This is a genomic window from Sphingomonas sp. BE138 (assembly GCF_031456125.1).
Lineage (GTDB): Bacteria > Pseudomonadota > Alphaproteobacteria > Sphingomonadales > Sphingomonadaceae > Sphingomonas.
On record NZ_JAVDUC010000009.1, the window covers coordinates 38,931 to 64,689 of the forward strand.

Sequence of the window (25,759 nt, forward strand, 5' to 3'; positions counted from 1 at the left end):
AAGGTTGGAGTTCAATAATGGAAACGTCTGGATCTGGTTCAGGCTCCGTAGTAAGCGCAAAATGAGCGACCTGTCCTGCCTGACGGACGGACGGATGGGCGGCTGCAAGCAATTGCCGGATGGAACGATGCAGGCGGGGTGACCGGTCAGCGTGATGTCAATTTATCGACGCAAGGATACCTTTCTTCACACCAAAGGCTGCTGGCGGGATGCAGAACACTACGGCATTGGTTCGCCAACTGGCGACATTTCGTGTATCCCGGCGCGATGAAGGATCGGCATGAAGCACTTGTCGAAGAGGTCCTGCATTGCTCAGCCAGTGCCGCGCATTCGCTTGTTGCTGCCAGCTGGTGTCGTTCGGCCCTAAAGCACGGTCTCGACGCAGGAGCCGACCGGGTTCCAGATCTTGTATCTGCAAGTGACCTGATTCAGCGGCGGCAACGCTGTGAGTTGATGCTGGAGGTCGCGCGTCCCTTGCTCGACCAGCTGTTCCAGATCGTCTCTGCCACGGGTTGCGCCGTGATGCTGTCGGACAATGACGGTGTCGTTCTGGAAGCGCGTAGTCTCGCGGGTGACCGCGAGCTTTTCGATCGGATCGGCTTGACGCCCGGCGGAGTGTGGAGCGAAAGCCGGGAAGGCACGAACGGGATCGGCACCTGCCTGATCGAGGGTCGACCGGTCACGATCCATCGAGATGAACACTTCGCCAGCCGGAATACGGGCATAAGCTGCATGGATGCGCCGGTGCGCGATGCGACCGGCCAGCTTGTCGGTGCCTTGGATATCTCGAACTGCCGCTACGACCACAGCGCCGCGATGGGAATGCTCGTTCAGAAGATCGTGCAGGATGCCGCTCGCCGGATCGAGAGCGGCATCTTTCGCGCGCATTTCGCCTCGTACCGGATCATCGATGCCAATCTGCCGGGCGGCGATGCAGCCTTGCTGGCCGTTGATCGGGACGATCTGGTCATCGGCGCGACCTTCGCTGCAAGGCATCGGTTCAAACTGACCAACGCGTGTCTCGGGGGCCGCCGCACGGCTTCGAATATCCTCGGTGGCGAAGAAGCCACCTCGTTCCTTGACTCGGAACGGGCTTTCTTGCGCCGCGCGCTGGCGCGGGCAGACGGCAACGCCACCAAGGCGGCAAAGGAACTCGGCATCGGTCGAGCTACTCTCTATCGTCGAATGGAAAGGGTAGGTTTGCAGCGTCGCTGACATATCTGGTCTCCCCATTGTCTCGATAGCGAGACAATCGACCCAGTCCATCAACCGGCAGTCCCTGTGCACCGCCGCCATCTCGCGGAACTATCGTCCTCGCGACCGGAAGGATCCGGCGGTTTCGAGAGGATGACGTGATGGACATGCAGACCAACCCCGCCACTTCGATGACGGTGCCGTTCGCGGAACGCTACGACAACTTCATCGGCGGAAAGTGGACCGCGCCCAAGGAAGGGCGCTATTTCGACAACATCTCGTCGATTACCGGCAGATCCATTGGTCAGGTGGCACGCAGTCAGGCGGCCGATGTCGAAGCCGCGCTGGATGCGGCGCATGCGGCGAAGGAGGCCTGGGGCCGCACCAGCGTTAGCGAGCGAGCCTTGATCCTCAATCGGATCGCGGACCGGATGGAGGAAAATCTTCGCGAGCTCGCCATCGCGGAAACCTGGGACAACGGAAAACCGCTACGCGAGACAATGGCCGCGGACATTCCGCTGGCGATCGATCACTTCCGCTATTTCGCAGGCTGCATCCGCGCGCAGGAAGGCGGTATCTCGGAGATCGATCACGATACGGTCGCTTATCATTTCCATGAGCCACTGGGCGTGGTCGGCCAGATTATTCCGTGGAACTTCCCGATCCTGATGGCGGTGTGGAAACTCGCACCGGCACTGGCGGCAGGCAATTGCGTGGTATTGAAACCGGCCGAACAGACGCCGGCGTCGATCATGGTCCTGATGGAAATCATCGGCGACCTGCTGCCCGCCGGGGTGGTCAACGTGGTCAACGGCTTCGGCTTGGAAGCCGGCAAGCCGCTCGCCAGCAGCAACCGCATCGCGAAGATTGCCTTCACGGGCGAGACGACGACGGGTCGGCTCATCATGCAATATGCCAGCGAGAACCTGATCCCGGTGACGCTGGAGCTCGGCGGGAAAAGTCCGAACATCTTTTTCGAGGACGTATGTCGCGAGGACGACGATTATCTCGACAAGGCGATCGAGGGCCTAGTGATGTTCGCGCTCAACCAAGGCGAGGTATGCACCTGTCCGAGCCGGGCACTGGTGCATGAGAACATTTACGACCGCTTCATGGAACGCGCGATCCAGCGCATTGAGGCGATCAAGGCAGGCAATCCGCTCGATCTGGAGACAATGATCGGCGCGCAGGCATCATCCGAACAGCAGCAGAAGATCCTATCCTACATCGATATCGGCAAACAGGAGGGCGCCGAACTGCTGACCGGCGGCGAGGCAGCCCGGTTCGAAGGCGATCTTGCAGGCGGCTACTATGTAAAACCCACCGTGTTCCGTGGCCATAACCGGATGCGGATTTTTCAGGAGGAAATCTTCGGACCGGTCCTGTCGGTCACCACCTTCAAGGACCAGGATGAGGCGCTGAACATCGCCAACGATACGCTTTATGGCCTGGGCGCGGGCGTGTGGAGCCGGGATGCGAACACCTGCTACCGCTTCGGCCGCGCGATCCGCGCGGGACGTGTGTGGACCAATTGCTACCATGCCTATCCCGCCCACGCGGCGTTCGGCGGCTACAAGCAATCCGGCATCGGGCGCGAAAACCACCGCATGATGCTCGACCACTATCAGCAGACCAAGAACATGCTGGTCAGTTACAGCCCGAAGAAGCTCGGCTTCTTTTGAGGCGAACAGCCCGGGCACGGCGACGCGGAGTTTCGCCCGCCGCCCGGCCTTCGAACGATAAAACTACAGGAGAGATGTCATGAGCAAGACCATGAAAGCCGCCGTCGTGCGCGCCTTTGGCGAGCCACTGCGGATCGAGGAAGTTCCGGTTCCCGAGGTCCAGCCCGGCATGATCCAGGTTGCCATTCAGGCCTCCGGTGTGTGTCACACCGACCTCCACGCCGCAGAAGGCGACTGGCCGGTAAAGCCCGAGCCGCCCTTTATCCCGGGCCACGAAGGCGTGGGCTTTGTCTCCGCTGTGGGCAAGGGCGTGACCCACGTGAAGGAAGGCGACCGGGTCGGCGTGCCTTGGCTCTACACCGCTTGCGGTCACTGCACGCACTGCCTCGGTGGATGGGAGACGCTGTGCGAAAGCCAGTTGAACACCGGCTATTCGGTCAATGGCGGGTTCGCCGACTACGTGCTGGCCGACCCCAATTATGTCGGCCACCTGCCGGACAATGTCGGCTTCAACGAAATCGCGCCGGTGTTGTGCGCGGGCGTGACGGTCTACAAGGGCCTGAAGATGACCGATACCCGGCCCGGCGATGCGGTCGTCATCTCCGGCATCGGCGGGCTCGGCCATATGGCGGTACAATATGCGGTGGCCATGGGGATGAAGGTGGTCGCCGTCGACGTCGACGACGCCAAACTCGACCTCGCCCGCAGGCTCGGTGCGGTGGAGACGGTCAACGCACGGACGGACAATGATCCCGCCACGACGGTAAGGCGATTGACCAGCGGAGGCGCGCGCGGCGCGCTGGTGACCGCGGTGAGCGAAAAGGCCTTTGAACAGGCGGTCGGCATGATCGGGCGCGGCGGCACCGTCGCGCTTAACGGCCTGCCGCCGGGTGATTTCCCGCTCAACATCTTCGGCATGGTACTGAACGGTATTACCATACGCGGCTCCATCGTCGGCACCAGGCTGGACCTGCAGGAATCGCTCGAATTCGCTGGCGACGGCAAGGTGAAGGCGACGATCTCGACTGCCGGTCTCGAAGACATCAACTCGGTGTTCGACCGTATGCGGCAGGGCCAGATCGAAGGGCGGGTCGTCCTCGACCTGACCGTATAATGGCGAACGGTGACGAGCAGGACGAGGGAAAAATGGGGCGGGCCGCTTTGGTTCGCCGTGTGATTGCCACCGAGGCGGGAGCGGCGCTGCTGGCCGAAATCGTCGACCGTCACGGCCCGGTGCTGGTCCACCAGTCGGGCGGTTGCTGCGACGGTTCCAGCCCGATGGTTTATCCCCGCAGCGAGTTTTGCCTTGGCGGATCGGACGTGCTGCTCGGCACCATAGGCACCACGCCAGTCTATATCGGGGCGCAGCAATTCGCGGCATGGAAGCACACGCAGCTGATCCTCGACGTGGTGGAGGGACGGGGCGGGATGTTCAGCCTCGACAACGGAACGGGCCGACGCTTTCTCGTGCGAAGCCGTGTCTATGAGAAGGCCGAGATCACCATGTTGGCGGCAACCGACAGGCTTCACGCGATGCAAGCATCGGTGGAGCGCGATCCCGACGCCTTTTGGCTGGCCGAGGCATGCCGCCTGAACTGGAGCGTCTTCCCGACCAAAGCGGACGAGAGCAGCTTCGACAAAGCCGACTTCGGCATTCGCTGGTTTGCCGACGGCGAACTGAATGTTTCGGTCAACTGCCTCGATCGCCATCTGGATGCCCGTGGCGACAACGCCGCTATCGTTTTCGAAGGGGACGAGCCGGGCGAGGGGCGAACCCTCACTTACCGCGAACTGCATACGGAAGTCTGTCGTTTCGCCAATGTGTTGAAGGGCCGCGGAGTCGCCAAGGGAGATCGGGTAATCCTGTACATGCCGATGGTACCCGAAGCCGCGATCGCCATGCTTGCCTGCACACGAATCGGCGCGGTACATTCGGTGGTGTTCGGTGGCTTTTCACCCGATAGTCTGTCTGATCGTATTTCCGATTGCGGCGCCAAGCTCGTTATCACCGCCAATGAAGGCAGGCGCGGCGGCAGGTCGGTTCCCCTAAAGGCCAATGTCGACGCGGCCTGTGCAAAGGCGAGCGGGGTCGAAACGGTTATCGTCGTGCAGCGGACGACGACCGAGGTCGATCTCAAGGAGGGCCGCGATTGGTGGTGGCACGACTTGAGCAAAGGGGTCGATGCCGATTGTCCGCCCGAGCCAATGAATGCGGAAGATCCGCTGTTCATTCTCTACACCAGCGGATCGACCGGCAAGCCCAAGGGCGTGCTGCACAGCACCGGCGGTTATCTCCTGTGGGTCGCGCTCACCACGGATCTTCTATTCGGGTTGGCCGACGACGATCTATTCTGGTGCACGGCCGATGTCGGTTGGATCACGGGCCACAGCTATGTCGTTTACGGGCCGCTCGCGAACGGCGTCAGCACGGTAATGTTTGACGGCGTGCCGACCTATCCTGATGCCGGACGCCTATGGGAAACGTGCCAGCGTCTGGGCGTCACCGTGTTCTACACCGCGCCGACCGCGATCCGCGCGCTGATGCGCGAAGGAGAGGAGCCGGTGAAACAACACGATCTGTCCCGGCTGCGGCTGCTCGGCACCGTAGGCGAGCCGATCAATCCCGAGGCCTGGAACTGGTATCACCGCGTGATCGGCGGCGAGCGTTGCGACATCGTCGACACATGGTGGCAGACCGAAACTGGCGCGGCGCTGATCGCGCCCGTGAACGGCACGGCGGAGGCGAAGCCAGGATCGGCGACCAAGCCGCTGCCGGGTGTATTTCCGGAACTGGTCGATGCCGAAGGCCGCACACTGGCCGGCGCGGTGGAGGGCAATCTCGTCCTCACCCGTAGCTGGCCCGGTCAGATGCGCACGGTTTACGGCAATCAGGAGCGCTTCTTTCAGACCTATTTCAGCACCTACCCGGGCAGCTATTTCACCGGAGACGGCGCACGTCGCGATGCCGATGGCGATTACTGGATTACCGGCCGGGTGGATGATGTGATCAACGTATCGGGCCACCGCATGGGCACCGCCGAAGTCGAAAGCGCGCTGGTGGCGCATGAGCGTGTGGCGGAAGCGGCGGTGGTGGGCATGCCGCACGATATCAAGGGACAAGGCATTTACGCCTTCGTGACGCTCAACGCGGATCAGGAGGGCGACGAGGCCCTGCGTGCCGCGCTGTGCAAATGGGTGCGCAGCGAGATCGGTCCGATCGCCACGCCCGATGCGATCCAGTTTGCGCCCAGCCTACCCAAGACGCGCAGCGGCAAGATCATGCGCCGCATTCTGCGCAAGATTGCCGAAGGGAAACCGGGCGAAGTCGGAGACATGTCAACCTTGGCCGACCCTGCGGTGGTCGACGAACTCGTGGCTAACCGCATCAGCGCCTAGGGTCCGTGACGGGGACAGGAAAGCTTTCCGAAGTTAGGATCGTCTCCGGCACCGTTCCCGATTGGGAAGGTCGGCCGGCACGATGGCACGCCGACGAGTGCGCTTTGGGCCGCTCAGGTGGCGCGTTTTCCCGAAATATGTTCCCGATTGCCTTTTCCCGAAATGCGGCATCGGGCATGGAGTTTCGGGAAAGGTCGAGCGCCTGAAAACCGGCGTGACCGAGCCCGCTGCTGTCGCAGCGGGTCCGGGGGCATAAGCCGAGAGTCCACCGCCTCAGCGGGGGCAGCGCTGCGCTGTTTGGATGGCTCCACGCTGCCCCCGCTGCTACCAGATGGTGTCATTTCTATCTGGCGAAGATTATGTCTTTTCTAAACGGCAGGAACAAAGAAAACGCGCTGCCGATACAGGCGTGCAGGCGTCTAACAGGCGCTAACAGCAGCCTGATTACTGGCGCGTCCGGTCGCGATTAAGCCATCTGTCGAAAGGACCGAACAGCTTCGGGAGCTTGTAGGTGACAAGACCGATCAGAAAGAAAAGGCCGCTGCCGAGAAAGTTCTGAGGTAGCCGGTCAGGGGACAGTCCTTCCCACATCAGGCCGGTATAAACGCAGGCGAGCCCGATCAGGTAGACGACAGCGGCGAAGCCCGAAGCTGCTACCATACCGTAACCGACGCTTGCGACGGCCTGGTCGTCAATCTGCCCTGTAGCCCGCTTCATCATCGCGAGGAGCAGGACGAACATCATCACCACCATCGGTGTCCCGGCGACGATCTGAAGCCATTCGATGGCAACCATCTCTCCGAAGGGCCCGGATCCAAGCATGGCAATTCTCCCTCAATCTGTCCTTACGTCTTTCACCCTCCCCTCTCAATCGCGCGTCGCTCCCGTTCGTGGCGCAGGCGGTCAACCGTCGCGACGTCTGCGTGAGATTGGATCAGCCGATCGAGTGCGTCGTCAGGAAGGTATCGCGGATCGAGTTTCGGTCCCTTGGCCTTGGGCGCATCGCGCCCGATGGCGATCAGATGACGGCGGTTGCGCACCTCGACCAGTAGCGCTCCGCGTTCCGCTCGGTTGAAGGTGCGATCGAGACCGTAAAGCCACCCCGCCGAGGCCTCGACCAGCATCGCCTCGCAGCGCCGAAGATCGTCATCGTGACGGCATTCACGGATTCGGTCGACCGTCAGGGCGCGTGCCGTCTCGCGGGTTCGGCGATAATGATCGCTGTTTGGGCCTTCGAGCGCGAAAAGCCGGTGCATATGGCGGACCCACGCTCCCATGCTCTCCCATGCATACGGCTTCGGCGCGCTACGCGGTTCTGCACGATAGGTTTTCATCGGGGCGAGGGACCGCGGCGGCTTTTTGTCGCCGTAAAAGAGGTCGGGCTCCCGCCAGCTCATCGGACCGGCTCCAGGTCCCGCAGCTCTGCCATCTCGATCTTGGCCGTGCGCTCGGCTCCGACGGGATCGAAGAAGACATAGCAATGGTCCGCGAATGGGGCTCCGCATAGGCGCCACACCACGCCTGCCCGACCAAGAAAGCGTTGGATTCCGAATGCCGGATCAACGGATCCCGGTGCGTCGACCAGTCGGACGCGCTGGCGCACTGCGAGCCAGTTTCCGGCCTTGCGGACGATCGCGGCGCGTTCGTCCGGCGACAGGATAGACGGCCGATCTGATCGTGGCGGACCGAACGTCGCAAACGGGTCGCCTTTGATCCGCTCCAGCTTCTGCTCGATCGCTTCGACAGGCGGCCGATCCCAATCCGGCGCGGCCCGGTTGCGACGGAAGTGTGTCGTCGCCTTGGATCCGAAGAGATCCTGCTGATACCCAACAACACGCCGCTGGCGTTGCTCTTCGGCATAGGTGGCTCGCCATACGTCGTCGTCCGTTTGCGGCCTCGGGGCTTCATCGGCACGACGAACGAGCGCCATCAACTCGGCGAACTCCTCCGGGGAGGTCGTGGCTATGCGCGGATCGTACCTCATCGCAGGACCCTCGACAGGTGTCCTGCGTACACTGAGACCACCTTCCAATAGGCAGCCATGGGGGCCTTGTGACGCGGCCAGCATTCCTCGGCTCGCGTCTGCGCGTCGTGTCGCAGCTTGAGGAGGACGAGCCGTAGCTCAGCTCGGGTCGCCGGCGTCATCGCCTGCAGCCGGGCAATGCTCGGCAGCGCGAGGACCGGGTTGCGCACATGGGCTTGGCTGGACCGCGGCCGCGAGAGGTTGGACCGATCGACCATCATGCCTCTCCCCATTCAAGGCCACGGCCTTCGGTGATCGCCTGTATGGGGCTGTGGTCGACTGCGAGCGCCATGCGCAGCGGCGAAACCCAGATCGCCTTGTGCGAGAGCGTGAAGGTTTCGCCGAGCCGGGCGAGTAGCAGCGCTTCACCTATTTCCTCGGCCATGCCCTGCGCCGCAGCCGATGGGACCGCATTGCCGATCCATTCCCGCTTCTGGGCGTCCGATGTTCCCTCGAGCTCGAACGGTTGGGGCATCGACCAGGCATCGCGTTCGCCGTCGAAGCGGAAGACCTCCTCGGGGTCGAATAGCGACTGAAGAGCGGCCAGCTCCAAGGTCGTAAACGGTCGGTGCCATGTCCCATCGGAGGCGATGATCCGGGCAACCACCCGATCGTTCGGTGCCGGCAAGGTGGCCAGCGGCTCGGCCTCGGGGATGCGGGGATCCGCAACCGACCACTTGCCGCGGTCGTATTTCGCGTAACCGGGGACAGCGACGCTCGTGTCTTCCCAGCGGACCACGCCATAGTGCGCCTGGCTGTTGTAGCTGTGCTGATCTCGGGCACCGGAGCTGAGGCCGACCGGGCGAGGATCTGCGACCGACAGCGCACCGCCAGCGGGATGGATGGCCCCGGTGACGACCTTGGCGGTATCACCAAAATCGGTAACCGCGAGGATGTTGCGATGCGTGCCCGACGCATATCCCGGCCTCGGGTCGGCGACAGAAAGCGCACCAGACCCTACGCGATCCGAGCCGGTGATCGTCGGGGCTGCTTGGTCGGCCGCAACCACCTTCATCTTGTTGTGGTGAGCGCCGCTGCCGTGCGTCGGCCGCGGGTCGGCGACGGGCTCGCCAGCTTCGGAGCCGCCAAGTGGCACGATCCGAAACACGTTGCCTAAGCGCGGGGCGGCGGTTCGAGGGTCGGAGACGGCATAGGGGCCGGTTCCGACCGATACGTCGGCCTTAATGCACGGTGCTGGCTCTGACCACGGCTGCACGCCGAGCTGGACGCTCTTGGGATGGCCATTCACCCGCGGATCAGCGACGGCATGGGCACCGCCACTCGGCTTGGGGCTTCCGCTGATCGTCGCCGCGCTCTGCTCCCAGTCACGCACGCCGAGGACGTGACGATGCGTGCTCTCGCCGTAGTCGGGGCGAGGATCCGCAACGCTGTAGGCCCCGTTCGTCGGACCGGTGCGACCTGCGACGGTCCTGGTGTGGCCGTCCCAGTCGCGGACACCGAGGACATCGGCGTTCCAGTCGGCAGGAACGCGGACGTCGGCAACCGAGAAGCGGCCTTGGGCCGGCGAGCGGGCCGAGGTGAGCGTCGGCGCAGGGTCAGACCAGTCGAGGACGCCAAGCGCGTTCTCTCGCAACGCCTGCTCGGGTACGATGGCGAAATCTCGGAGGTGCCCGTCCACGACGGCGAGATCGTTCAGCGCGCGCCAGTCCCGGCCCGCCGGCACGAAGGCAAGGCGCACCCACGTCTTCCACTGGAGCGCGGGCACGCGGTGCATGACGCCTGCGACCGGGTCGCCGGGCAGCGGCAGCTTGCCGATCACCTCGCCGACACCGCGCAGCCGCTTCTTGGCGGGCTGATAGATGAAATTCGGCACCTTGGACGGATGCCGAAAGAGGCGAAGGAACCGCTTGCGGCTCTGTGCGAGCCCGCCGATCGTGCCGCAGTCGTGGATGCTGTCCTCGACGTCGCTCACCACATACCCGTAGGCGCGGTACAGAGCGTCGATCTTCGCAAGGAAGCGCGCGCCACGCGACGAGGCGATCCGCGGCACGTTCTCGAAGGCAACGATAGCGACCGGATCGTCACGATAGGCCTCAAGGCTGAGCATCATGCCGCGCGTCGTGAGGTCGTTGAGCGCCTGGTACTTGGCGGTCTCGGCCGCCCGCGCCGACAGCAACCCGGAGAAGCCTTTGCAGGGATAGCTTGCGAACAGAATGTCGAGGCGGCCGAACACGCCACGCACGTCGCGCGGCGTCGCTTCGCGCCACCCTGGAGGTGGCGCCTCACCGTGGAAGGCCCGGTATTGTGCCTCGCTGAAGAGGTCCATGACCGTGCCCTTCACGCCGGTCAGGCGCTCGAAATTACGGATCGCGCCTTCATCGACATCGATGCCGCCCGCGCACTCGAACCGGCCTCGGAGTGGTCCCACGCGGGGATTGGCGGCGTTCATGCCGGCAGCGCCGGCGCCAAGGCCGCACGCCATGTGGCCGTGGCGGATCACCACCTCGGCCGTCGCGTGCCTGAATGCGTTCATTGTGAGGCTCCCGGATCTACATGACCCAACAGCCCCTCTCCCCCTTCCCTCCGTGACGCCGCGGGCGACACGCCTTCATCGGCTACAGCATCAATCGGACCGCATCGGTGCTGCGCGAGGCACCGTCATACCCTCGCTGCCATGCGTGGCGCAGCTTCGTGCCGCGTCGATAGGCCGAATTGGCGTTGCCCATCACGAAGCTGCGCCAACCCGCCTTCTCGGCCTCCCATTCGGCGTTGCCCGGCGCCGGGCCGAGAAGCTGTACGAGGTCGAAGCGCCGATCGCGTGGACGGCATTGACGGACATGGTTCTGCTGAGACTTAATGCCCGACACTGCGGTCTCCTATCGTGAAGGGGTGAAGGATGAACGAGATGGCCGCAGCTCCCGCGCTCGCCGTGCAAACCCCGCGATCCGCCTCAAGGCCGTCCCTATGGGTCGTTGCGGCACTGCTGATTGCGCATCAGGCGGCCCTCACCATCATCCACTATCTCGTCGGCCCTGCGCTTGGTTTAGATCCGGCCTCACCGCCGCGACGATCGCCCTTGGTGCCGTTGCGATACTCAGCCTGGTGGCGATGGATATCCGCAAGGTCGGCCGCGCTCGCGCTGTTTTGATGGTCAAACCGGATTGGGATCGTTCGACCCTTGTGACCATGCTGGGCGGCCTTGCGGTTGCGCAAATCCCGCTCGGCATATTGGCTTTGCAGGGTGCCACCGTCTGGCAGTCGGGTGCGTCGAGCAATCTCGAGGTCGGCCGCGCACTGGTGGCATCAATGGCCGGGCCATCCGGCATCGCGCTGCTTGTTGCGACGGTGCTGGTCGCGCCGATGGTCGAGGAGGTGCTTTACCGCGGATATCTGCTCGGCACACTCGTTGATCGTGGCTGGCGCGTGGTGGCAGTCATCGCCTCGGCCCTGTTGTTCGTCACCTTGCATTTCGAGCCAGCAAATCTCGTGGCATCGCTATGCCTCGGGCTGGGGACCGGCCTATGCGCCGTCCAATCGCGCTCCATCGTTCCTGGCTTGATCGTCCACATCGCCAGCAACGCATTCGGCATGTGGTATGCGACCCTTGCCTCCTGAGACGGTCAATGCCCGCCTCGGTCGGTCCACCGGGTTCGCCTCAGAGGTCGCCGCGCAACATCATCATGAGGACCCGGCGCGTCTTGGTTGGATCGGCGGGGTCTTCTGATCCGTACTCTCGGGCGAGATCGTAATAGTCGATCGAGAAATAAACGGTCTGCCCGCGAAACTCGAACTCGCCGCGATTTCGCTCCCGATCGCGCGGATCGAAGGCGCAGCGCCGAAGTGCATCGACGATCCCAATCTGAACCGCGAGTCCGCTCGTCCCGTCCTCGGTGAACGTGGCGAGGCAGGCGCTGGTCATCATCACCTTAGCCGTCCGATCAAGGCCTTGCCGGCACCGATCGTTGAGGCGGCCGATAGTATCGATATTGCTGTCGGTCGTATCGACCATCTGAGGTCTCCGAATAGGCGCGCGCAGAGCGCAGTCCCGGCGTTGGGTTCGTGATCCAGATTCACCAGTCGAAGACTGGGAGACCGTCGACTTCAGGCTCGTCGCGATCGAGCATAATCCAGAAGGCGGATTTCGCGCGCGCGAGGGCCATGCAGGCTGCGAGGTCGACCGGGAGCGTCTCGTCGACGTCCTCCGGCACGTAGATGAACCATCCGTATTCGCCCTTCTCCCAAGCTGGGCCGGGATAGGTCGGCAGGAAGGTGTTGCAGGTTTCCTGCGTGATGTGAGCGGTCGACAGAACGAGCATCGGCTCGATCGTCGGATCTATCGGCCGCGCATCCTGATTGTCGTTCATGGTGTCCTCCGTGAGGGGTCAGGCCGCGAGCGGCGTTGGTCGGGCGAACAGCCCTGCGTTGAAGCGCTCGAGCCAGCTCTGCATGGTTGGGCGTTCGCCAACGGGCACGAGCGCGGCGACGTCCTGAAAACGGATCAGGTCGAGCGGCGCGTCGCGCCAGATGCGGTCGATTTCCCGGCTCGGGAGAAGCCCTTCCGCCCGTATGAAGTCGGTCATCCGGCCTGGGCGCGCTTTGGTCGAGCGGCGCCATAGCCCCTCCACGGTGTGGAGCCTCGGTGCCGCTCTAGCTTCGACCAAGACGATCAGCCGAAGGCACCAGCGGGGGAGGTCGCGGATCTCCTCAGCCTTGTTCGCGATGCAAATCCAACAGGCCGATTTCGGGGGTACTGGAAGACCTTCGGCGATGATCCGCCTGACGCAGGCATCGCGGTCCCAGCCCCATTCCCGCAGCGGCGACTGACAGTCATAGAGCGGATCCTCGATCGACAGCGCGTGGTTCGCCCGGAGCGTGTCGCGGGGGCCTGCGTCATAGCCGATGAGGCGCGTCACGCGCTGGCCGCGGTTCCAGGCGTCGATCGCCGGTTGCCAGTTGGCGAGAAAGGCATCCTGCGGCGCCTTCTTGTATTTGAGGCTGCAGCTCGATCCGCCCAGGCTCTTGCTCGGCAGGGTGGCGTTGGTGAGGCACATCTCCAGCAGGCCGTAATAGGGCGGCCAGTGTTTGAACCGTTTAGGGGTGTACGAGACCAGTTCGTGCCTGATGCCATGCCCGTCCATCCAGGGACGGATGACGTCGAGATAGGCGTATGTCGCCGGCTTCTCGACGCCGGTATCGGCGCTCAGAACGAGGTCCGGTGCCTGGCCTCGCGCCACGAGCTCAACCAGCAGGGCGGTGCTGTCGACCCCGATGCCGTAGGCCAAGACGACGGGTGGCGGGGGCATGTCCATGTCACCCGACCTCCGGTTGGCGCTCGGCGATCGTGACTGACACGCCCGCCGAGGTCATGGTGACCGTCACCGAGCGATCCGTTGGCACATCGACCGGGTAGTCGCGGAAGAGCGCGCGAATGTGTGCCTCGAGCGCAGCATCCGTTCCCTCAAGCAAAGCCAGAACCCGGTCGCTGGCGTCGCGCCGGAACCGTTCCTCCTGGGTTTCATAACTGTCCGCGCAACTGTCGGAGCTCGGGTCGAAAGCCGCACGTTGAAGAAGCGAGATCACGTCCCTTGCCGGCAGCTCTGCCCCGCGTCGGACGAAGATCACAACATCGTCGACCTCGGTCGAAAGGTCGAAATCCGGAGCAAAGGCGACATCGGCGCTGCAGGTGACCTTTGTGTCCAGACCGCCGTGTGCGACCGTGGCTTCGAGCGTCAGCTGCTCGACATAGCCGTTGTCGACGTCCGAAGGTGCCCCCTCTTCGTCGGTGATGTGGAAGGTGCGCCCCTCCTGCTCGACCGTGAAACCGAGCGTCTGAACGCGTGCCAGCCCGTCGTACCAGCGATAGCCGGCAAACGCGGGCTCATCGAACACGAGCGGACCAGCGAATGGCTTATGATGCTGGATCGCCAGCTCGGCAGGCTGCGCCACGATGGCGGCCACGTCCGGCATGATTATCATCGTGCCGTCGTTGAAGCTGCTGCCGGACATATAGCTTTCGCCCGCCGCGGCATGCGGAGCGCACCAACCATGGAGACGACATTCGGCCTCGGGCAGCGCGACGCCGAGCCGTCGGGCTTCCAGCCAGTCCTTATACGAAAGCCGATGCGCGCCCTCTGATGCAATGGCACCATATATCGCCTTGCTCGCGGCCTCGCGCAGGGCCGTCACTGCCTCGTTCTGGACAACCTCTTTGCGAGCTGGGAGTACCAGCTGGATCGCGGGGCAGTCGATGATATCGACCAGCACTGTCCATTCCTCGCCGCGGCCGACCTGCTGCACGACCGGCATCGGGCACGGGATCGTCAGGCCATGGAAATTGAGGCGAGCCGCGCCGCCCCGGCGGTGATGCTCCTTCACCACGCCGATGCGGCACCCGTTCCAGCGCTCCTCATAGATCGCTTCGTCCAGCCACGGCGTCTGCTCGACGCTTTCGCCGTCGAAGGTCACGGGCAGAGGATAGTGACGCGCAACATGGCTCAGCGCCGGCAGGACATCGTCCTCCCAAGCGGATTCCATGCGGATGCTGATCGAGGTGCCTCGCCCGATCGGATCCGGCGAGATCGCGATCGGCCGGCTGCTTTCCCACGCTGATGCCGGGATGTGGGCGCACCAGCCTTGGTCGGCGGCCTGGGACCACGAACGGATGATGACGTCCCTACCGGCAAGACTGAAGACGCCCATGCCGGCGGGATCCTCGCGGCGAGCGATCGTGTCACTCCACCCGGAGCGGCCCAGCGTGACAATGCTGGCCGGGTCGGCGATGCCGTGACCGTCGTCGACGATGTGCAGGAGACGGTCGCCGGCGCGGCCGATCGTGGACACGGCGACCGTGCTCGCGCCGGCTCGGCGCGCGTTCTGCAGCAGCTCATGCAGGATGTCGCTAACCGAGCCGTTGAACAGCCGGGTGACCTTGTTGATGGTCTCGGGCGCGACACTGGTGGAGATCGTGGCGGGAAGCATGGCGGATCCTTCGGAGCCGTGCGAGGGCAATTCCCCGGATCCGCCATCACCCTCCCTCTCCCCTTTTTCGCCCCTGCGGCGCCGGGATGCGCCGCAGAGGCGGACCGCTCACGTCCGCTGGGTCGCCGCGCGCAGCTTGTCTCGCGCGCCTGCCAGCTGCCGGATGCTCTCTGCGAGGAATAGACCCTCGGATGACGCCTCGGCGGTGGTCGCGGCGCGTTGTCTCAGGACCTCAAGGCGACGCTCGATCGCATCGGCCGTCACGGTGACCTCCTGCTCGGAGAAGGCGATCTCACGGGGCGGTGAAACAGGACGGATCGGCGCGGCGGTCACCGCCAACGGCCGAGCTTCCTTTGCCTCGCCGGAGGCGAAGACGCTCCAGAGGTGTGCCTCGGCGTCGAACAGCGTGTCGAAAGCGTGGCTCGTGTTGCTCACGTTCACGACCCACTGCCGCAGATCCCGCTCCATGAAACCCGGCTCATACATCCGCCCCGGCGTGTCGCCATCGTCGTCATGTGCCAGGTCCATGCCCGCGGCACGAAGGCCGTCGACTGCACGCCCAGTCAGGCGCCAAGCGTCGAAGCGTGCGCCCTCCTCGGACGCAGTGAGGTAGCAGCGGGTGGCGATGTCCCACGCAGCGTTTACCCGCTCGAGGTCGTCCTCGAAGCGCTCCCGCTCGCCACCCGGGAGCAGAGCATTGCCGCGTTCCGCCTCCCATGCCTCAAGCATGAGGATGTTGGTGTCCATGAAATCGTGCGACGCGCAGACATTGTCCGGCGTGGTCCGATTCCGCAGCCTCGTCTCCTGCCATTCCTCTGCGGTCATCTCATAGGCGACCCGCTTGGCGAGGCTGCAGGCAAGCGCCTCGATAGACGCGTGCGTCAGCACAGCGTCGTAGTCGTCCCCCGCGTAGATCACGGTCAGCTCGCCGACGGCGTCACGTCGGCTGAAGGTGAACCTCGAACTTTCGGGAACGTCGCGTTTCGCTGGATCCGCGTAGTCGATCCATATCTGAGCAGCCTCGCCCATCGGGCCGACGCACGGGCCGAAACTCGGCGCTGCCTCATGCCGCCAGCTCATCTCCGACCACGTCGCCGGGATCGGCATCATGGTTGCGAGCGGGTAGTCAGGGAAGAGCCACGGCCATTTCGCGTCGACGGCGCTGGTCGTGTAGCCGTGACTTATCGAGACCATGCTGCTGTCGGTGGCCATACCCCGATATTCGGCGATGCGCTCGGCGTCGCCATCGGCGCCTGCGATCAGCTCGCGCAGCACGTAGGGCCAAATGCCGATACCCACGGACACGTTGAGGAAGCCGTTCCATGTCGTATCGTCGGTATAGCCAGGGAAGATCGGGCCTTCGCCGAACGACCATAGGACGGGACGCATCAGATGGTGCGAAGGGGGATGCTGGGGGTCGGACAAGGGAGTTGCTCCTGACCGGCTGATTCCGGTGCGCGCTTCCCCGCCCCCTCCCCTCCATGGCCTTGGGCTGCCTGGACGCTCTGGCTATCCGGCGTCGCGCCCCGACAGCGCCATCAGCGGCGTTGCTGCACCGAAGCGCCGGAGCGTTGCCGCCATCTCAGAGCGCAGCTTAGCCTTGCTCGAGACGACGACGTCATGGGGCAGTTGGACCCCGTCCGCGCCGGCATAGCCGGTCGCAGGCCGATCATCGCCGACATAGACCCGGATCAGATGCCCTCGGCCGGGTGCCGCGCCGATATGCCGAGCGGTGAACTCGCCGAGCTTGCCCGTCAGGCCATGGATCAGCTTGCCCCAGCGGATGTGCCCTGCGGCCATGTTCTCGTCCGAGCCGTAACCGCGATCCAGCCACGCCCGCAGGTGAGCGCGCTGCTGCAGCTTGGTGTTTCGTGTCCGCTCCATGGTTCGGCAGAGCGGCAGGGCTCCGGCAACAGCGTCGAGGAGGTGCAGGTCATCCCCCTGCAAAGCGATCAGGACGTCTTCTATATTCCGGCCCATAATCGCCGCTCGGAGCTGGGCGGCCGCATCAGCGTGGCTGACCTGCCGTCGACTGTGTCGCATTGCCTGAGGCAGGAAGCGCTCGATCGTGGCAAAGCCGTCGTTGCTAAGGACGATGATCGCCATCTCGTCTGCGCCCTGTCGCTCACGGATGATCCGCAGGAAGTCCCATTTGGCGCGCTCGGGCGCCTCGAGAGACACATCCTCGTCGCTCAGAATGATGAGGCGGCGCGACCAACGGGCGGGCCGGGCTTCGTCGCCTGGTTTCGGCCAGCTGCTCGGTAGCGGGCGTGCGGTAACGACCGGCAACGCTGGAGGCGGCATGTTGTTTTGACGCAGCTGCGCGAGGTTGGTCCGTCGCGCTGCGTCGAACAGGTCGGTCCGATCGCCACCACCATCGGTGAAGCCCTGATCGTAGGCCGCGCGGCGGACCTGCAGGGGCACCTCGCTCGGGATGCCGTCCGGATAGCTGTGCGGCCATCCGACATGGGCCGCATACCAACCGTCAGCGTAGCGGTTGGCGACGTCCCAGTCGTAGCCATGATCGTCGCGACCGCGCAGAATGGCGAGATCGCGATCGTTCACCTTGCCCTCGCGCGCCTGGTTCTCGAGGAAGGCGAAGTTTCTCGCCTGGCGCTCGGCCTCGGCTTGCACGCGCATCGCCTCGAAGATGGGTCTGGTGGCGATCACGCGTGCACGGCTGCGGGCCTGACGGTCGGCAAGGGGTGCATCGTGCGGAAGATCCGGAAAGTCCCGCCACGATGCAGCGAGCGCCTCGGCCTGCTCCGGCGTTCGACCGCGCGCCAACCATGTGCGCGGATCCGCTGAATTGAAATCGTCGACGATCATGACACCCTCCGTGTCGTGGCGCCCGCAGGCGCGACGGATTGGCTCAAGCTGCCGCCCAACGGGCTCGGGCGAGCGCAGCTTCCTCCGGGAAGGCCGACGCGAGATTTGTGTGGAGCACCTCGAAATCCGGGATCGGGAATGTCCCGTCAGGATCTGGTCGTGTCGTCTGCAAGGCGCCGATCAGCAGCTCGGTAACGTCGAGCTGGTGGATCGTGGCAACGCTGCCCTTATAGCTGATGGGCGGCGAAAATCCGGCCTCCAGCCAGCTGCCAAGGCCGTTCTCGACCAGGTCGACATAGGCCCCTACCTGTTCGTCGTCCTCATCGTCGATGCGGAGGGAGAGCGTGCGATAGGTCCCGAAATCGTGGCGGTTGGCGAGAGGCTTCAGGCGGCAACCCGCGGGAGGCTCCCCGAACCGCGCGATGATCGCCAGTTTATAGGCGAAGACCTCGTGGGCGTTGACGGTATCGAAGTCCGGCGTCTGCCCAAGCTGGGCGCAGTCCTCGTTGGCGGGCGCTCCGCCCAGGTCGATGATGTTGGACATGAGAGGTTCTCCGTTGATCCACCCGGATCAACAGCCCCTCCCCCTCTTAACTTTGGCTTGGGTCAGCCCGTCCCGCTACAAAGGCGGCGATCCCCGCCATGCCGATCAGGAATGAGCTTCCTGACGCCAACCACCACGTCACCGGCCCTTGGTACGCGGCATACAGCGCGAGCGCCGCCACGTTCGTGCCGAGGAAGAATAGCAGGAGGTTCTTGATCGACTTTCCGGCTTGTGCGCTCAAGGGAAGTATAGCTGCTCCGGCAAGCAGGACAGGCAGGCAGCCCCAGATCATGGATTCTGCTGACGCGAACATAGGACTCAGTCTATCGTGCCTCGTCTGTCACCGCTAGAGCGGTCATCAGCGATTGCGATGCTCGGCATAGGCTCGTTGCTGCCCCTTTCCCGCTGCCATCATCAGCGAAATGGCGATGATCTGCGCGGTCAGGGCCTTCAACAATCCGCCGTCATCAAGGATTATCGACATGACGGCGAAAGCCAGTGCGCCGAACGTAGGCGCGAGTACGTGGATCACGCTGGTCGCCGGCAGCTCGTGACAGAACACGAAATACGCCATGGCGAAGGTCCATAGGAAACAGACTATCAATGTCATCCAGGCGACGTTGCCAAGGTACATAGGGGGCATAACTGCTCCTATCCGCTGGCGCACCGTGAGAAGCCCGCGCACCGGTCATGACAACCGATCGAGCTGTCGATCGATTGCCAGAACAGATGCTGACTTTCTAGCGATCGTCGCCGGGGTGTCGAGCCTCGATGAAGCGAGCCTGTACCTCAAGTCGCTCCCGGCCCAAGGCCTCGCAACCTTCGATCAGATGTTGAACGGAGTCACTGATCCGACCAAGCATGCCGGCGTAGTCCTCATCCAACGCATCGGCTTTCTCGGACGTTGGTGATACCGTCGAACGAGCCTCCCGGTGAGCGAGCCGGACGTCGGGAACGTGTTTCTCTTGGATGCGCTCGAACTCGATGCTGGCCTCGGGCAACACCATATTCTCGGGCATCGACCGGAACTGAGCGCTCAATGCGTTGAAGCGCGCTTCGGCTGCTCGCGCAGCCTCACTCATCGGCAACGTCGGGATACGCTTGGGCTTCTCACCCTCGGCGGTGGTTGAGCTCCTGAACTCGGCGCCGAAATTGCCTGTGATATAGGCCATTACGGCAACGGTGATCCCAACAAAGCACAAGGCGTCCCCAATAGGCCCCTGTATGGTGTCGACGATCCGGTAAAGCTGCTCGAACGGCAGCGACGAATTGCCCTCGGAAAGAGGTTCGCCATCGATCACGACACCGATCATCCACGACGCTGATCTAAGCACGATCACGAACACGAGGATGGTCAAGGCCATGCTTGGCCCGCTCGGTGCTGGTCTCGTGTTGTTGCTCTTCGGATCCATGACCAGATCCTCCTCAGAAACTGCCGTCACGACGGAATCGTCGCGCAGCGGCTTGGGCGGGACCGTCGCTCTGACCGAGCGTCTTCATCCGGTCCGTTTCCAGCGTCGCGCCGAGATCACTCGGCAGGTCGGCATAGTCAGCGGCTACCTTGAGGGCCGCAGCCGCGGTTGGGAGCTCGCCGTTGTCGGTGCCCAGCCATGCGACAATCTGGCTTTCGCCTTTGAGCGTCGGATGCGGCCGCGAGACCTGGACGAAGAACGTGCCCAGCGGACGATCCCATCCCACGGCCACCGTGGTGCCGGCGTGACCGGCGAAGGTATGACGGCTCATTGTCTAAGCTCCTTCTCTCAGGCGGCCAGCGTGTTCCACTCAGCGTGCCACGGGCGGGGATGCGGCGCAAAGCGAAGAGCGCTAGGCGTCGGGACTTGGCTGTCCACGCGATCGATCAGCCAGTCGATGTAGTGCAGGCCGATGGCAAGGTCCTCGTCCAGCAGCTCGTCGAGCATGGACGACTGGCGAACCTGTGCGTCAGTCATCATCGACCACTCGAGGGCGTCGAGGAAGCGCTCTCGGCGCTCAATGAACCGAGCGATGTTTGCAACATCGGCTCGCGCGATGGCGAGGGCATCGTTGATCTGGATCATACGGAGCTCCTCAAGCGGCGATCAGGCTTGGTTCGGAGACGCTCGCCGGGGCGAGCCGAAGGCGCAGCTCGCGCGTCAGGCGCTCGGCAAATCGCGCGGGCCGCAGCAGATCGACCATGCTGGCATTCCGGTTGGTTTGATCCACACCGGGGGCGACCGCGCGATACGATACCTCGCGCCCCTCGAAGCGGCGCCCGACCCGCACCATGACGGCGACCTCGACCGCGGCGAGCAGGACATAACCGGATTCGGAAACCTCGCCTCGGGTCGAGGCGATGGTGTAACTCCCCTCAGCGAGCGCGAGCGCTGACGCGAGATCCTGCATCGCGGCCGTAGCGTCCTCGTGAAATCGTTCCTTGGCGGCCTGGTCGTATTCGACGCCGCGGATCGAAAGGGCCAGCAGCGCCGGGTAGCGCTTCAGCGACTGCAGTCGCTTGTCGCACGCATGACGGAGGACCGATCGCGGCGCGCGATTGGTCGACACGGTCGCCATGTGTCGTGCGAGCAGCACCATCGCGGGATCCGTATTGGGGTCTACGCCCGCGTTGCGGCAATCATCCAGCGCCTTGGTCATCGCCTGGAGCGTTATCGCGATTGTGCTGAGCGCAGCGGGGTCCACCGCCTGTTGGTGGCGATAAGGCACATCGTAGAACATCGACGCCGTCTCCAATGAGTGTCGAGCGCGACATTTCACGCCCAAACGCTCACTCCCCCTCTTCTCCCGCGCCTTCGGCTGCATCCGGGCCGTCAGCCCCTCAGGGCTGGGCGCATTGATAATCCTCGGAGAGTGCCCCGCTCGAAACCGCGAGCATGGGTTGGGCCACTGGAAAGATGTTGCCGCCTTTCGGAAACATCTTTCCAGCGCCAGCGAACGCTATGCGATCACCTCGACACCGACGGACTTGAAGGTGCTCACCGTATCGCGAGCCTCGTAGCGGTTCGCGTCGACCAGCCCCTTCAGCTTCGGTCCGTCGTATTTGGCAAAGCCGAGATGATCGCATCCCGTGATGCGTTGCCCGACAACCCCGACCTTGCCGGTGGGGACCCAGTCGGCCCAGTCACCCCACGCGGCTTGAACACCGATCTCGCCGATTGCGGCCTCTAAAAGGGCAATCTTGCGGAGGACGTGGCTGTCGCTCGGTTCGAGTACCTGCCCGGTGAAGCCGGTATAGTGCTTCGGCCGCCAGTGCCGTGCGGTTTGATGGGCGAGGTCGCGCTCGAGGTCGAACAACGGATCGCGCAACGCGGCGAACTCGGCCTCGAAGGCAAGGACTATCAGCGACCAGTCCACGTCCTCCTCATAGTAGATGCTGTCGAGGCGCAGCGCCTCGGGCATGGCCGCCTGGCGCTCGTCGGACAGAACGAAGCCGCCATGCGAAGCAGTGCTGACCGACCAGATGCCAGGCAGGCGCTGCTCGGCGGTCTGCGGGGCGTCCCATAGGGTATGAACAGGGGCCGGGGTCGAAGCAAAAGTGGGCATGATCGTCTCCTTGATCGATGCTCTCCCCCGCCCCCCTTCTCTCTATGCTCCGGTGGCTCCGCGCTTCTGACGCTTGATGGTCGTGAAGCCGCACCTGTGCACAGGTGCACTAACGCACATGTGTGGGCGAGCCTCTGCGCGCTTCGCAGGAGAGGCGCTCTCCGCGTCTCCATTTCGCTGGGTCGATGAAATACCCAGCATGTGCCCCGAGCCGCTGGCGCTCCGCCTTGTCATAGGCGGCGACGTAGCGCTGGGCCCGCTCCGGGTCGCCTTTGAGATAACTTGTTGCTGGCACCGCAAGCCCGGCTGCGATCATCGCTTCACCGAGGTCCTGTCCGGCGACTTCGATCGTGCCGATGGGGCGCCCGTAACTCTGTTTGCCTGTCAGCCGGATGGTCGAGGCGTCAGTCTTGAGGAGCTTCGAGGCATAGTCCTGCGCTGCCTTGCCGCAGGGCCAGCACCCCGACGTTGTCCTGCATAACTGACGCTTCTCGAAGGCATCCGCGCCGAAGAGGCGGATGTCGATTGATACCGTGTCACCATCGATGGCGCGGCCGTCTGCCGAAAGGGTGGTGTTCTGATCTGCGCGCGGCGCCGCGGCGCTGCAAGCTGTCGCGATCAGAGCAGCGGCGAGGATCAGGCGCATGCGCGCGCCGCGATGCTATTGTCGCGCTCCGTCACTCGCCACGGCTGCAGTGGATCGTGACTGGCGACCACGATCACGTCGATGCCGTGTTCCATCATTCGCCGCGCGACCCGGAGCGCGTTGCTCTGGCTGCATAGCGCGCGCCGCAGCGCGGAGAGAGCGGCTGTATCGTTCATAATAGGCTCCATCATGCCGTCATCGCAGGTGCCGGCGGTTTCGCGAAGATCGTGGCATGGACCTTTGTCTGGGGAACGACGATCCAGGGCAGATCACGGAAATTGCGGATGTGGTAGTGGCCGAAGCCATTTTCGCCGCGGAAGGTGATGCGGGCGCCACGCTTCACCACAACGAACTCGGCGCCGACGTGGTCGTCGCTGAAGGTCAGCGGTTGAGGCAGTCGAATCCGCATGCCGTCTTCAACGCGTCGTGCTCTTCTGCGAAGGCGCGCCAGACAGCGCCTTCGCCAATTCAGCGCGTACTCGTTGTTCGTCGGGGGAAGCAGGCGCAGGATTTTTTCAGGGCAATCGTCCGAGCAGGGACCGGCATTCTCGCCCAGTCGGGTAGGATTGGTGCTGCTCAGAGAGTCAGCCCTGATCCCCCCGCCGAACCGCACGTGCAGCTTTCACTGCATGCGGCTCTCCGCTGCGATAACACCATTCATGTTTCGGCTATCGGGCAACTGGCCTCGATGGATGTCGGCGTGACACAGATCGCACAGGACTTTCGTCTTACGCGCCCGTGCGGCCTTCATCATCGTGGCTAAACCACGGTGCTTAACATCGGCGAGCCCTTCGACATGATGGACGTGACACGGCCGGTCCGTCCGCCCGCATGCCTCGCATTGCTTGGCATTCTGGCGATCGACCCAGTCGGTTCGTGAATGCGAATAGATTTGCGTCCAAGGTGGGGTATCCACCTTGATCGGGTCAATCCATTCACGCTTCAGATCCATCAGCTTCCAGACTCTGACCGACCGGGGCTGGCCGTCAGCGACGTAGCCGACGCTATATTCCTGCCCCGACCTCATACGGGCGGCGACAAGACGCACGCTACATTTGTGCTTGCTCGCCAAGGTCTTGAACATGCTCCAGCGCTGGATGAACTCAAGCCGGTTAAGCTTGAATTTCACGTCCCGTGCCAAGGCGTAGTAGTTCGCGAACCCCCGCAGTTCGGCGTTGTAGGCAAGGACGATCTCGGCATCGCTACAGCTAAGAAGGGTGTTCCGGTGACGGGCCTTCAAGACAGCCATATCCCCGTAGCCCTTCTTGGAGGCAAACTCGAACACCTTCTCCCACGGCACGTTGAGTTGCATCACCTCCGAAGGAGGCCGGCGGGTGAAGTGCTGTGAGCCACGCCGGCTCCGCACTGTCCACTGGCGACCCGTGTAGGTTCGCACCTCGTAACCGAGAAAGGCGGTGCCATCGCTCGCCTTGCGGATACCGCTCTTCTCCTCGGACACGCTAAGGGCCAACGCGTTGGTCAGGAAACCCTCAACCTCGGCGAAGACCTGTCGCGCATCTTCCTTGCTGCCGATCACGCCGATGAGAAAATCATCGGCGTAACGGCAGTAGCGAAGTCGGCGATACCCGGCGTCCATGCCGTCTCGCGACGGTAGGGTACGCATCTGTTTCGACAAAACGTCGATGTTGGCCAATATGGCCGCCATCGTTGCCTCGTCAGCGTTGCCGCGTGCCTGATGACTTTTGAGCCGCTTTCGCTGTTTAGCGATGCGCGCTGCCAGTCGCCCATACTCCGGGTTCGTGGCGCGGGCCTTTCCCTTCTCAAAGGCGGCAATCCGGTCTGCGACGAACTCATCGAGCTCGTGCAGATAGATGTTCGCCAATATCGGGGAGACGATCCCGCCCTGTGGAGTGCCGCTGTAGGTCGGATTGTGCGTCCGCCCCTCCATTACCCCTGCCTTCAGCATGTCGCCAATCAGGCCAACGAACTTCTCGTCGTCGATCCGTTTCCGCAACAGCCTGAGCAGGATGTCATGGTCGATGTTATCGAAGAACCCAGTGACATCCACGTCAACAAGCCACTTCACACCCGTCCAGACGGCTTTAACATGTTCAAGTGCCGTGTGACACGATCTCCCCGGTCGGAATCCATGTGAGGCGTTCGAAAACACCGGCTCATAGATCCTTTCGAGAAGCTGGCGTGCCACTTCCTGGACGAGACGGTCGTCGCGCGTGGGTATCCCCAGCGGACGCCGCTTTCCCTTGCTTTTCGGGATGAACACCCGACGCACTGGTTTCGGCTTATAGGCTCCGGTTGTGACGCTGGCGATCAACGGAGTGAGGTCCTCGGGACCGAAGTCCGCGAAGGTCTCGCCATCGACGCCCGGCGTCATCGCCCCCCGATTGGAGGCGATCTTACTCAGTCCCTGCTCCCAAAGAAGCCGAGACCCCATCAGACGGTGAAGCCCATTCACCCGTTTACCCGACGCTGCCAGCGTCGGAATGGCCTCCAACCGGGCCATCACAGTTTCAGGTAGCATCAGCACACCCCATGATTGCCGATTGAAGTATCGCAACTGCCGCCCTTCTCCCGATGGTCCCCGTTTTCGGCCCGGTCGCCCGTTCCTTATGCGGATACACCGTCTCCCCCGTGGAGGAGCTGTCCCGGGCATTACCCCGGGCATTTGAATACTATGGCGGCTCCGTACCCATGCAGGTCGGCCAAAGCCGCCTGTTTAGGGCATCCCGTAGTTACACTGATTGGAGATACGACGCGGTTAGGTGTCCCGTTCATCCACTGAACCCCTCGACGAGAGGCGCGCCGGACGGGCTGAGGAGCAAAGGGCCAAGACATGAGACCCTTGCCATCGTCCGGAATGGCGTATCAGTCGCTTTCGCCAATTCTCGCTATATAAAACGCTGCAGACTGGGATTTAAGCAGTGTAGCCTTCACCATGCGCGTCTTGCCCTGACCGGCATCGCCCCTTTACGACTGGGACGCATTCGGCC

General features: G+C 63.5%; 28 protein-coding genes. 5 read left to right on the forward strand and 23 right to left on the reverse strand.

The annotated features are described in order from the left end of the window. Nucleotides 1–138: 138 nt before the first annotated feature. The 4 genes from J2Y58_RS12550 to acs all read left to right on the forward strand — a co-directional run bounded on the left by J2Y58_RS12550 (nucleotide 139) and on the right by acs (nucleotide 6,272). Nucleotides 139–1,215 carry a GAF domain-containing protein gene (locus J2Y58_RS12550; protein WP_310103612.1) on the forward strand — a complete coding sequence of 359 codons (1,077 nt, stop codon included), beginning with the start codon at nucleotides 139–141 and terminating at the stop codon, nucleotides 1,213–1,215. Nucleotides 1,216–1,355: 140 nt separating this feature from the next. Further along, nucleotides 1,356–2,876, forward strand: coding sequence for an aldehyde dehydrogenase (gene adh, locus J2Y58_RS12555; RefSeq protein ID WP_137710492.1), 1,521 nt, complete (start codon nucleotides 1,356–1,358; stop codon nucleotides 2,874–2,876). 79 nt (nucleotides 2,877–2,955) lie between these two features. Continuing rightward, nucleotides 2,956–3,990 (forward strand): alcohol dehydrogenase AdhP, encoded by a 1,035-nt coding sequence (gene adhP / locus J2Y58_RS12560; RefSeq protein ID WP_066278433.1) that lies wholly within the window; start codon nucleotides 2,956–2,958, stop codon nucleotides 3,988–3,990. Next, nucleotides 3,990–6,272, forward strand: a complete 2,283-nt coding sequence (acs, locus tag J2Y58_RS12565) for an acetate--CoA ligase (RefSeq protein ID WP_253719243.1) — start codon at nucleotides 3,990–3,992, stop codon at nucleotides 6,270–6,272. The genes adhP and acs overlap by 1 nt, the downstream gene beginning before the upstream one ends. Before the next feature lie 444 nt (nucleotides 6,273–6,716). Here the strand turns inward: acs and J2Y58_RS12570 are convergent, their stop codons facing one another. From J2Y58_RS12570 to J2Y58_RS12590, 5 genes are all read right to left on the reverse strand, one after another. Continuing rightward, on the reverse strand, nucleotides 6,717–7,094 hold the full coding sequence (locus J2Y58_RS12570; protein ID WP_310103619.1) for a hypothetical protein: 378 nt from the start codon (nucleotides 7,092–7,094) through the stop codon (nucleotides 6,717–6,719). A gap of 32 nt (nucleotides 7,095–7,126) precedes the next feature. Then, the gene (locus J2Y58_RS12575; protein ID WP_310103621.1) at nucleotides 7,127–7,669 is read right to left on the reverse strand and encodes a hypothetical protein; all 543 of its coding nucleotides are present in this window, start codon (nucleotides 7,667–7,669) and stop codon (nucleotides 7,127–7,129) included. Next, a complete protein-coding gene (locus tag J2Y58_RS12580; RefSeq protein ID WP_198356767.1) occupies nucleotides 7,666–8,256 on the reverse strand; it encodes a hypothetical protein in 591 nt (196 codons plus the stop codon). Before J2Y58_RS12580 ends, J2Y58_RS12575 begins: the two co-directional genes overlap by 4 nt. Before the next feature lie 256 nt (nucleotides 8,257–8,512). Beyond that, a complete protein-coding gene (locus tag J2Y58_RS12585) occupies nucleotides 8,513–10,789 on the reverse strand; it encodes a DNA cytosine methyltransferase (RefSeq protein ID WP_310103623.1) in 2,277 nt (758 codons plus the stop codon). An 82-nt stretch (nucleotides 10,790–10,871) separates the two neighbouring features. Then, nucleotides 10,872–11,123 (reverse strand): hypothetical protein, encoded by a 252-nt coding sequence (locus tag J2Y58_RS12590; RefSeq protein WP_221211855.1) that lies wholly within the window; start codon nucleotides 11,121–11,123, stop codon nucleotides 10,872–10,874. A gap of 241 nt (nucleotides 11,124–11,364) precedes the next feature. On the opposite strand from J2Y58_RS12590, the gene J2Y58_RS12595 reads away from it, so the two are divergent. Continuing rightward, complete coding sequence (locus J2Y58_RS12595; RefSeq protein WP_310103625.1) at nucleotides 11,365–11,871, forward strand: CPBP family intramembrane glutamic endopeptidase; 507 nt, start codon at nucleotides 11,365–11,367, stop codon at nucleotides 11,869–11,871. Between the two features lie 40 nt (nucleotides 11,872–11,911). Here J2Y58_RS12595 and J2Y58_RS12600 read toward each other — a convergent pair whose 3' ends face one another. From J2Y58_RS12600 to J2Y58_RS12685, 18 genes are all read right to left on the reverse strand, one after another. Further along, nucleotides 11,912–12,265, reverse strand: a complete 354-nt coding sequence (locus tag J2Y58_RS12600) for a DUF3768 domain-containing protein (RefSeq protein ID WP_310103627.1) — start codon at nucleotides 12,263–12,265, stop codon at nucleotides 11,912–11,914. Between the two features lie 61 nt (nucleotides 12,266–12,326). After that, nucleotides 12,327–12,620, reverse strand: coding sequence for a hypothetical protein (locus J2Y58_RS12605; protein ID WP_198356772.1), 294 nt, complete (start codon nucleotides 12,618–12,620; stop codon nucleotides 12,327–12,329). A gap of 18 nt (nucleotides 12,621–12,638) precedes the next feature. Further along, nucleotides 12,639–13,565, reverse strand: coding sequence for a hypothetical protein (locus J2Y58_RS12610; RefSeq protein WP_242120212.1), 927 nt, complete (start codon nucleotides 13,563–13,565; stop codon nucleotides 12,639–12,641). A gap of 1 nt (nucleotide 13,566) precedes the next feature. Continuing rightward, on the reverse strand, nucleotides 13,567–15,234 hold the full coding sequence (locus J2Y58_RS12615) for an ATP-binding protein (RefSeq protein WP_310103630.1): 1,668 nt from the start codon (nucleotides 15,232–15,234) through the stop codon (nucleotides 13,567–13,569). 108 nt (nucleotides 15,235–15,342) lie between these two features. Then, complete coding sequence (locus J2Y58_RS12620) at nucleotides 15,343–16,659, reverse strand: hypothetical protein (RefSeq protein ID WP_310103632.1); 1,317 nt, start codon at nucleotides 16,657–16,659, stop codon at nucleotides 15,343–15,345. Nucleotides 16,660–16,743: 84 nt separating this feature from the next. Then, the gene (locus J2Y58_RS12625; protein ID WP_310103634.1) at nucleotides 16,744–18,063 is read right to left on the reverse strand and encodes a hypothetical protein; all 1,320 of its coding nucleotides are present in this window, start codon (nucleotides 18,061–18,063) and stop codon (nucleotides 16,744–16,746) included. Nucleotides 18,064–18,106: 43 nt separating this feature from the next. Next, nucleotides 18,107–18,607: a hypothetical protein gene (locus tag J2Y58_RS12630; RefSeq protein WP_066773379.1), complete on the reverse strand. Its 501-nt coding sequence runs from the start codon at nucleotides 18,605–18,607 to the stop codon at nucleotides 18,107–18,109. A gap of 46 nt (nucleotides 18,608–18,653) precedes the next feature. Next, a complete protein-coding gene (locus tag J2Y58_RS12635) occupies nucleotides 18,654–18,920 on the reverse strand; it encodes a hypothetical protein (RefSeq protein ID WP_156442285.1) in 267 nt (88 codons plus the stop codon). Between the two features lie 45 nt (nucleotides 18,921–18,965). Beyond that, a complete protein-coding gene (locus J2Y58_RS12640; protein WP_310103636.1) occupies nucleotides 18,966–19,181 on the reverse strand; it encodes a hypothetical protein in 216 nt (71 codons plus the stop codon). 166 nt (nucleotides 19,182–19,347) lie between these two features. Beyond that, on the reverse strand, nucleotides 19,348–19,971 hold the full coding sequence (locus J2Y58_RS12645) for a hypothetical protein (RefSeq protein ID WP_310103637.1): 624 nt from the start codon (nucleotides 19,969–19,971) through the stop codon (nucleotides 19,348–19,350). A 61-nt stretch (nucleotides 19,972–20,032) separates the two neighbouring features. Further along, on the reverse strand, nucleotides 20,033–20,350 hold the full coding sequence (locus tag J2Y58_RS12650) for a hypothetical protein (protein ID WP_310103638.1): 318 nt from the start codon (nucleotides 20,348–20,350) through the stop codon (nucleotides 20,033–20,035). Between the two features lie 17 nt (nucleotides 20,351–20,367). Further along, on the reverse strand, nucleotides 20,368–20,664 hold the full coding sequence (locus tag J2Y58_RS12655; protein ID WP_310103639.1) for a hypothetical protein: 297 nt from the start codon (nucleotides 20,662–20,664) through the stop codon (nucleotides 20,368–20,370). A gap of 10 nt (nucleotides 20,665–20,674) precedes the next feature. Next, nucleotides 20,675–21,319 (reverse strand): hypothetical protein, encoded by a 645-nt coding sequence (locus J2Y58_RS12660; protein WP_242417098.1) that lies wholly within the window; start codon nucleotides 21,317–21,319, stop codon nucleotides 20,675–20,677. Between the two features lie 219 nt (nucleotides 21,320–21,538). Beyond that, nucleotides 21,539–22,144 carry a DUF7007 domain-containing protein gene (locus tag J2Y58_RS12665; protein WP_066773363.1) on the reverse strand — a complete coding sequence of 202 codons (606 nt, stop codon included), beginning with the start codon at nucleotides 22,142–22,144 and terminating at the stop codon, nucleotides 21,539–21,541. A 109-nt stretch (nucleotides 22,145–22,253) separates the two neighbouring features. Then, nucleotides 22,254–22,790, reverse strand: a complete 537-nt coding sequence (locus J2Y58_RS12670) for a thermonuclease family protein (protein ID WP_310103640.1) — start codon at nucleotides 22,788–22,790, stop codon at nucleotides 22,254–22,256. Continuing rightward, nucleotides 22,781–22,966 carry a hypothetical protein gene (locus J2Y58_RS12675; protein WP_231728699.1) on the reverse strand — a complete coding sequence of 62 codons (186 nt, stop codon included), beginning with the start codon at nucleotides 22,964–22,966 and terminating at the stop codon, nucleotides 22,781–22,783. Before J2Y58_RS12675 ends, J2Y58_RS12670 begins: the two co-directional genes overlap by 10 nt. 11 nt (nucleotides 22,967–22,977) lie before the next feature. Continuing rightward, nucleotides 22,978–23,403, reverse strand: a complete 426-nt coding sequence (locus J2Y58_RS20990; RefSeq protein ID WP_405053102.1) for a DUF6927 domain-containing protein — start codon at nucleotides 23,401–23,403, stop codon at nucleotides 22,978–22,980. Nucleotides 23,404–23,412: 9 nt separating this feature from the next. Beyond that, complete coding sequence (locus J2Y58_RS12685) at nucleotides 23,413–25,326, reverse strand: reverse transcriptase domain-containing protein (RefSeq protein ID WP_310103643.1); 1,914 nt, start codon at nucleotides 25,324–25,326, stop codon at nucleotides 23,413–23,415. Nucleotides 25,327–25,759 lie beyond the last annotated feature (433 nt).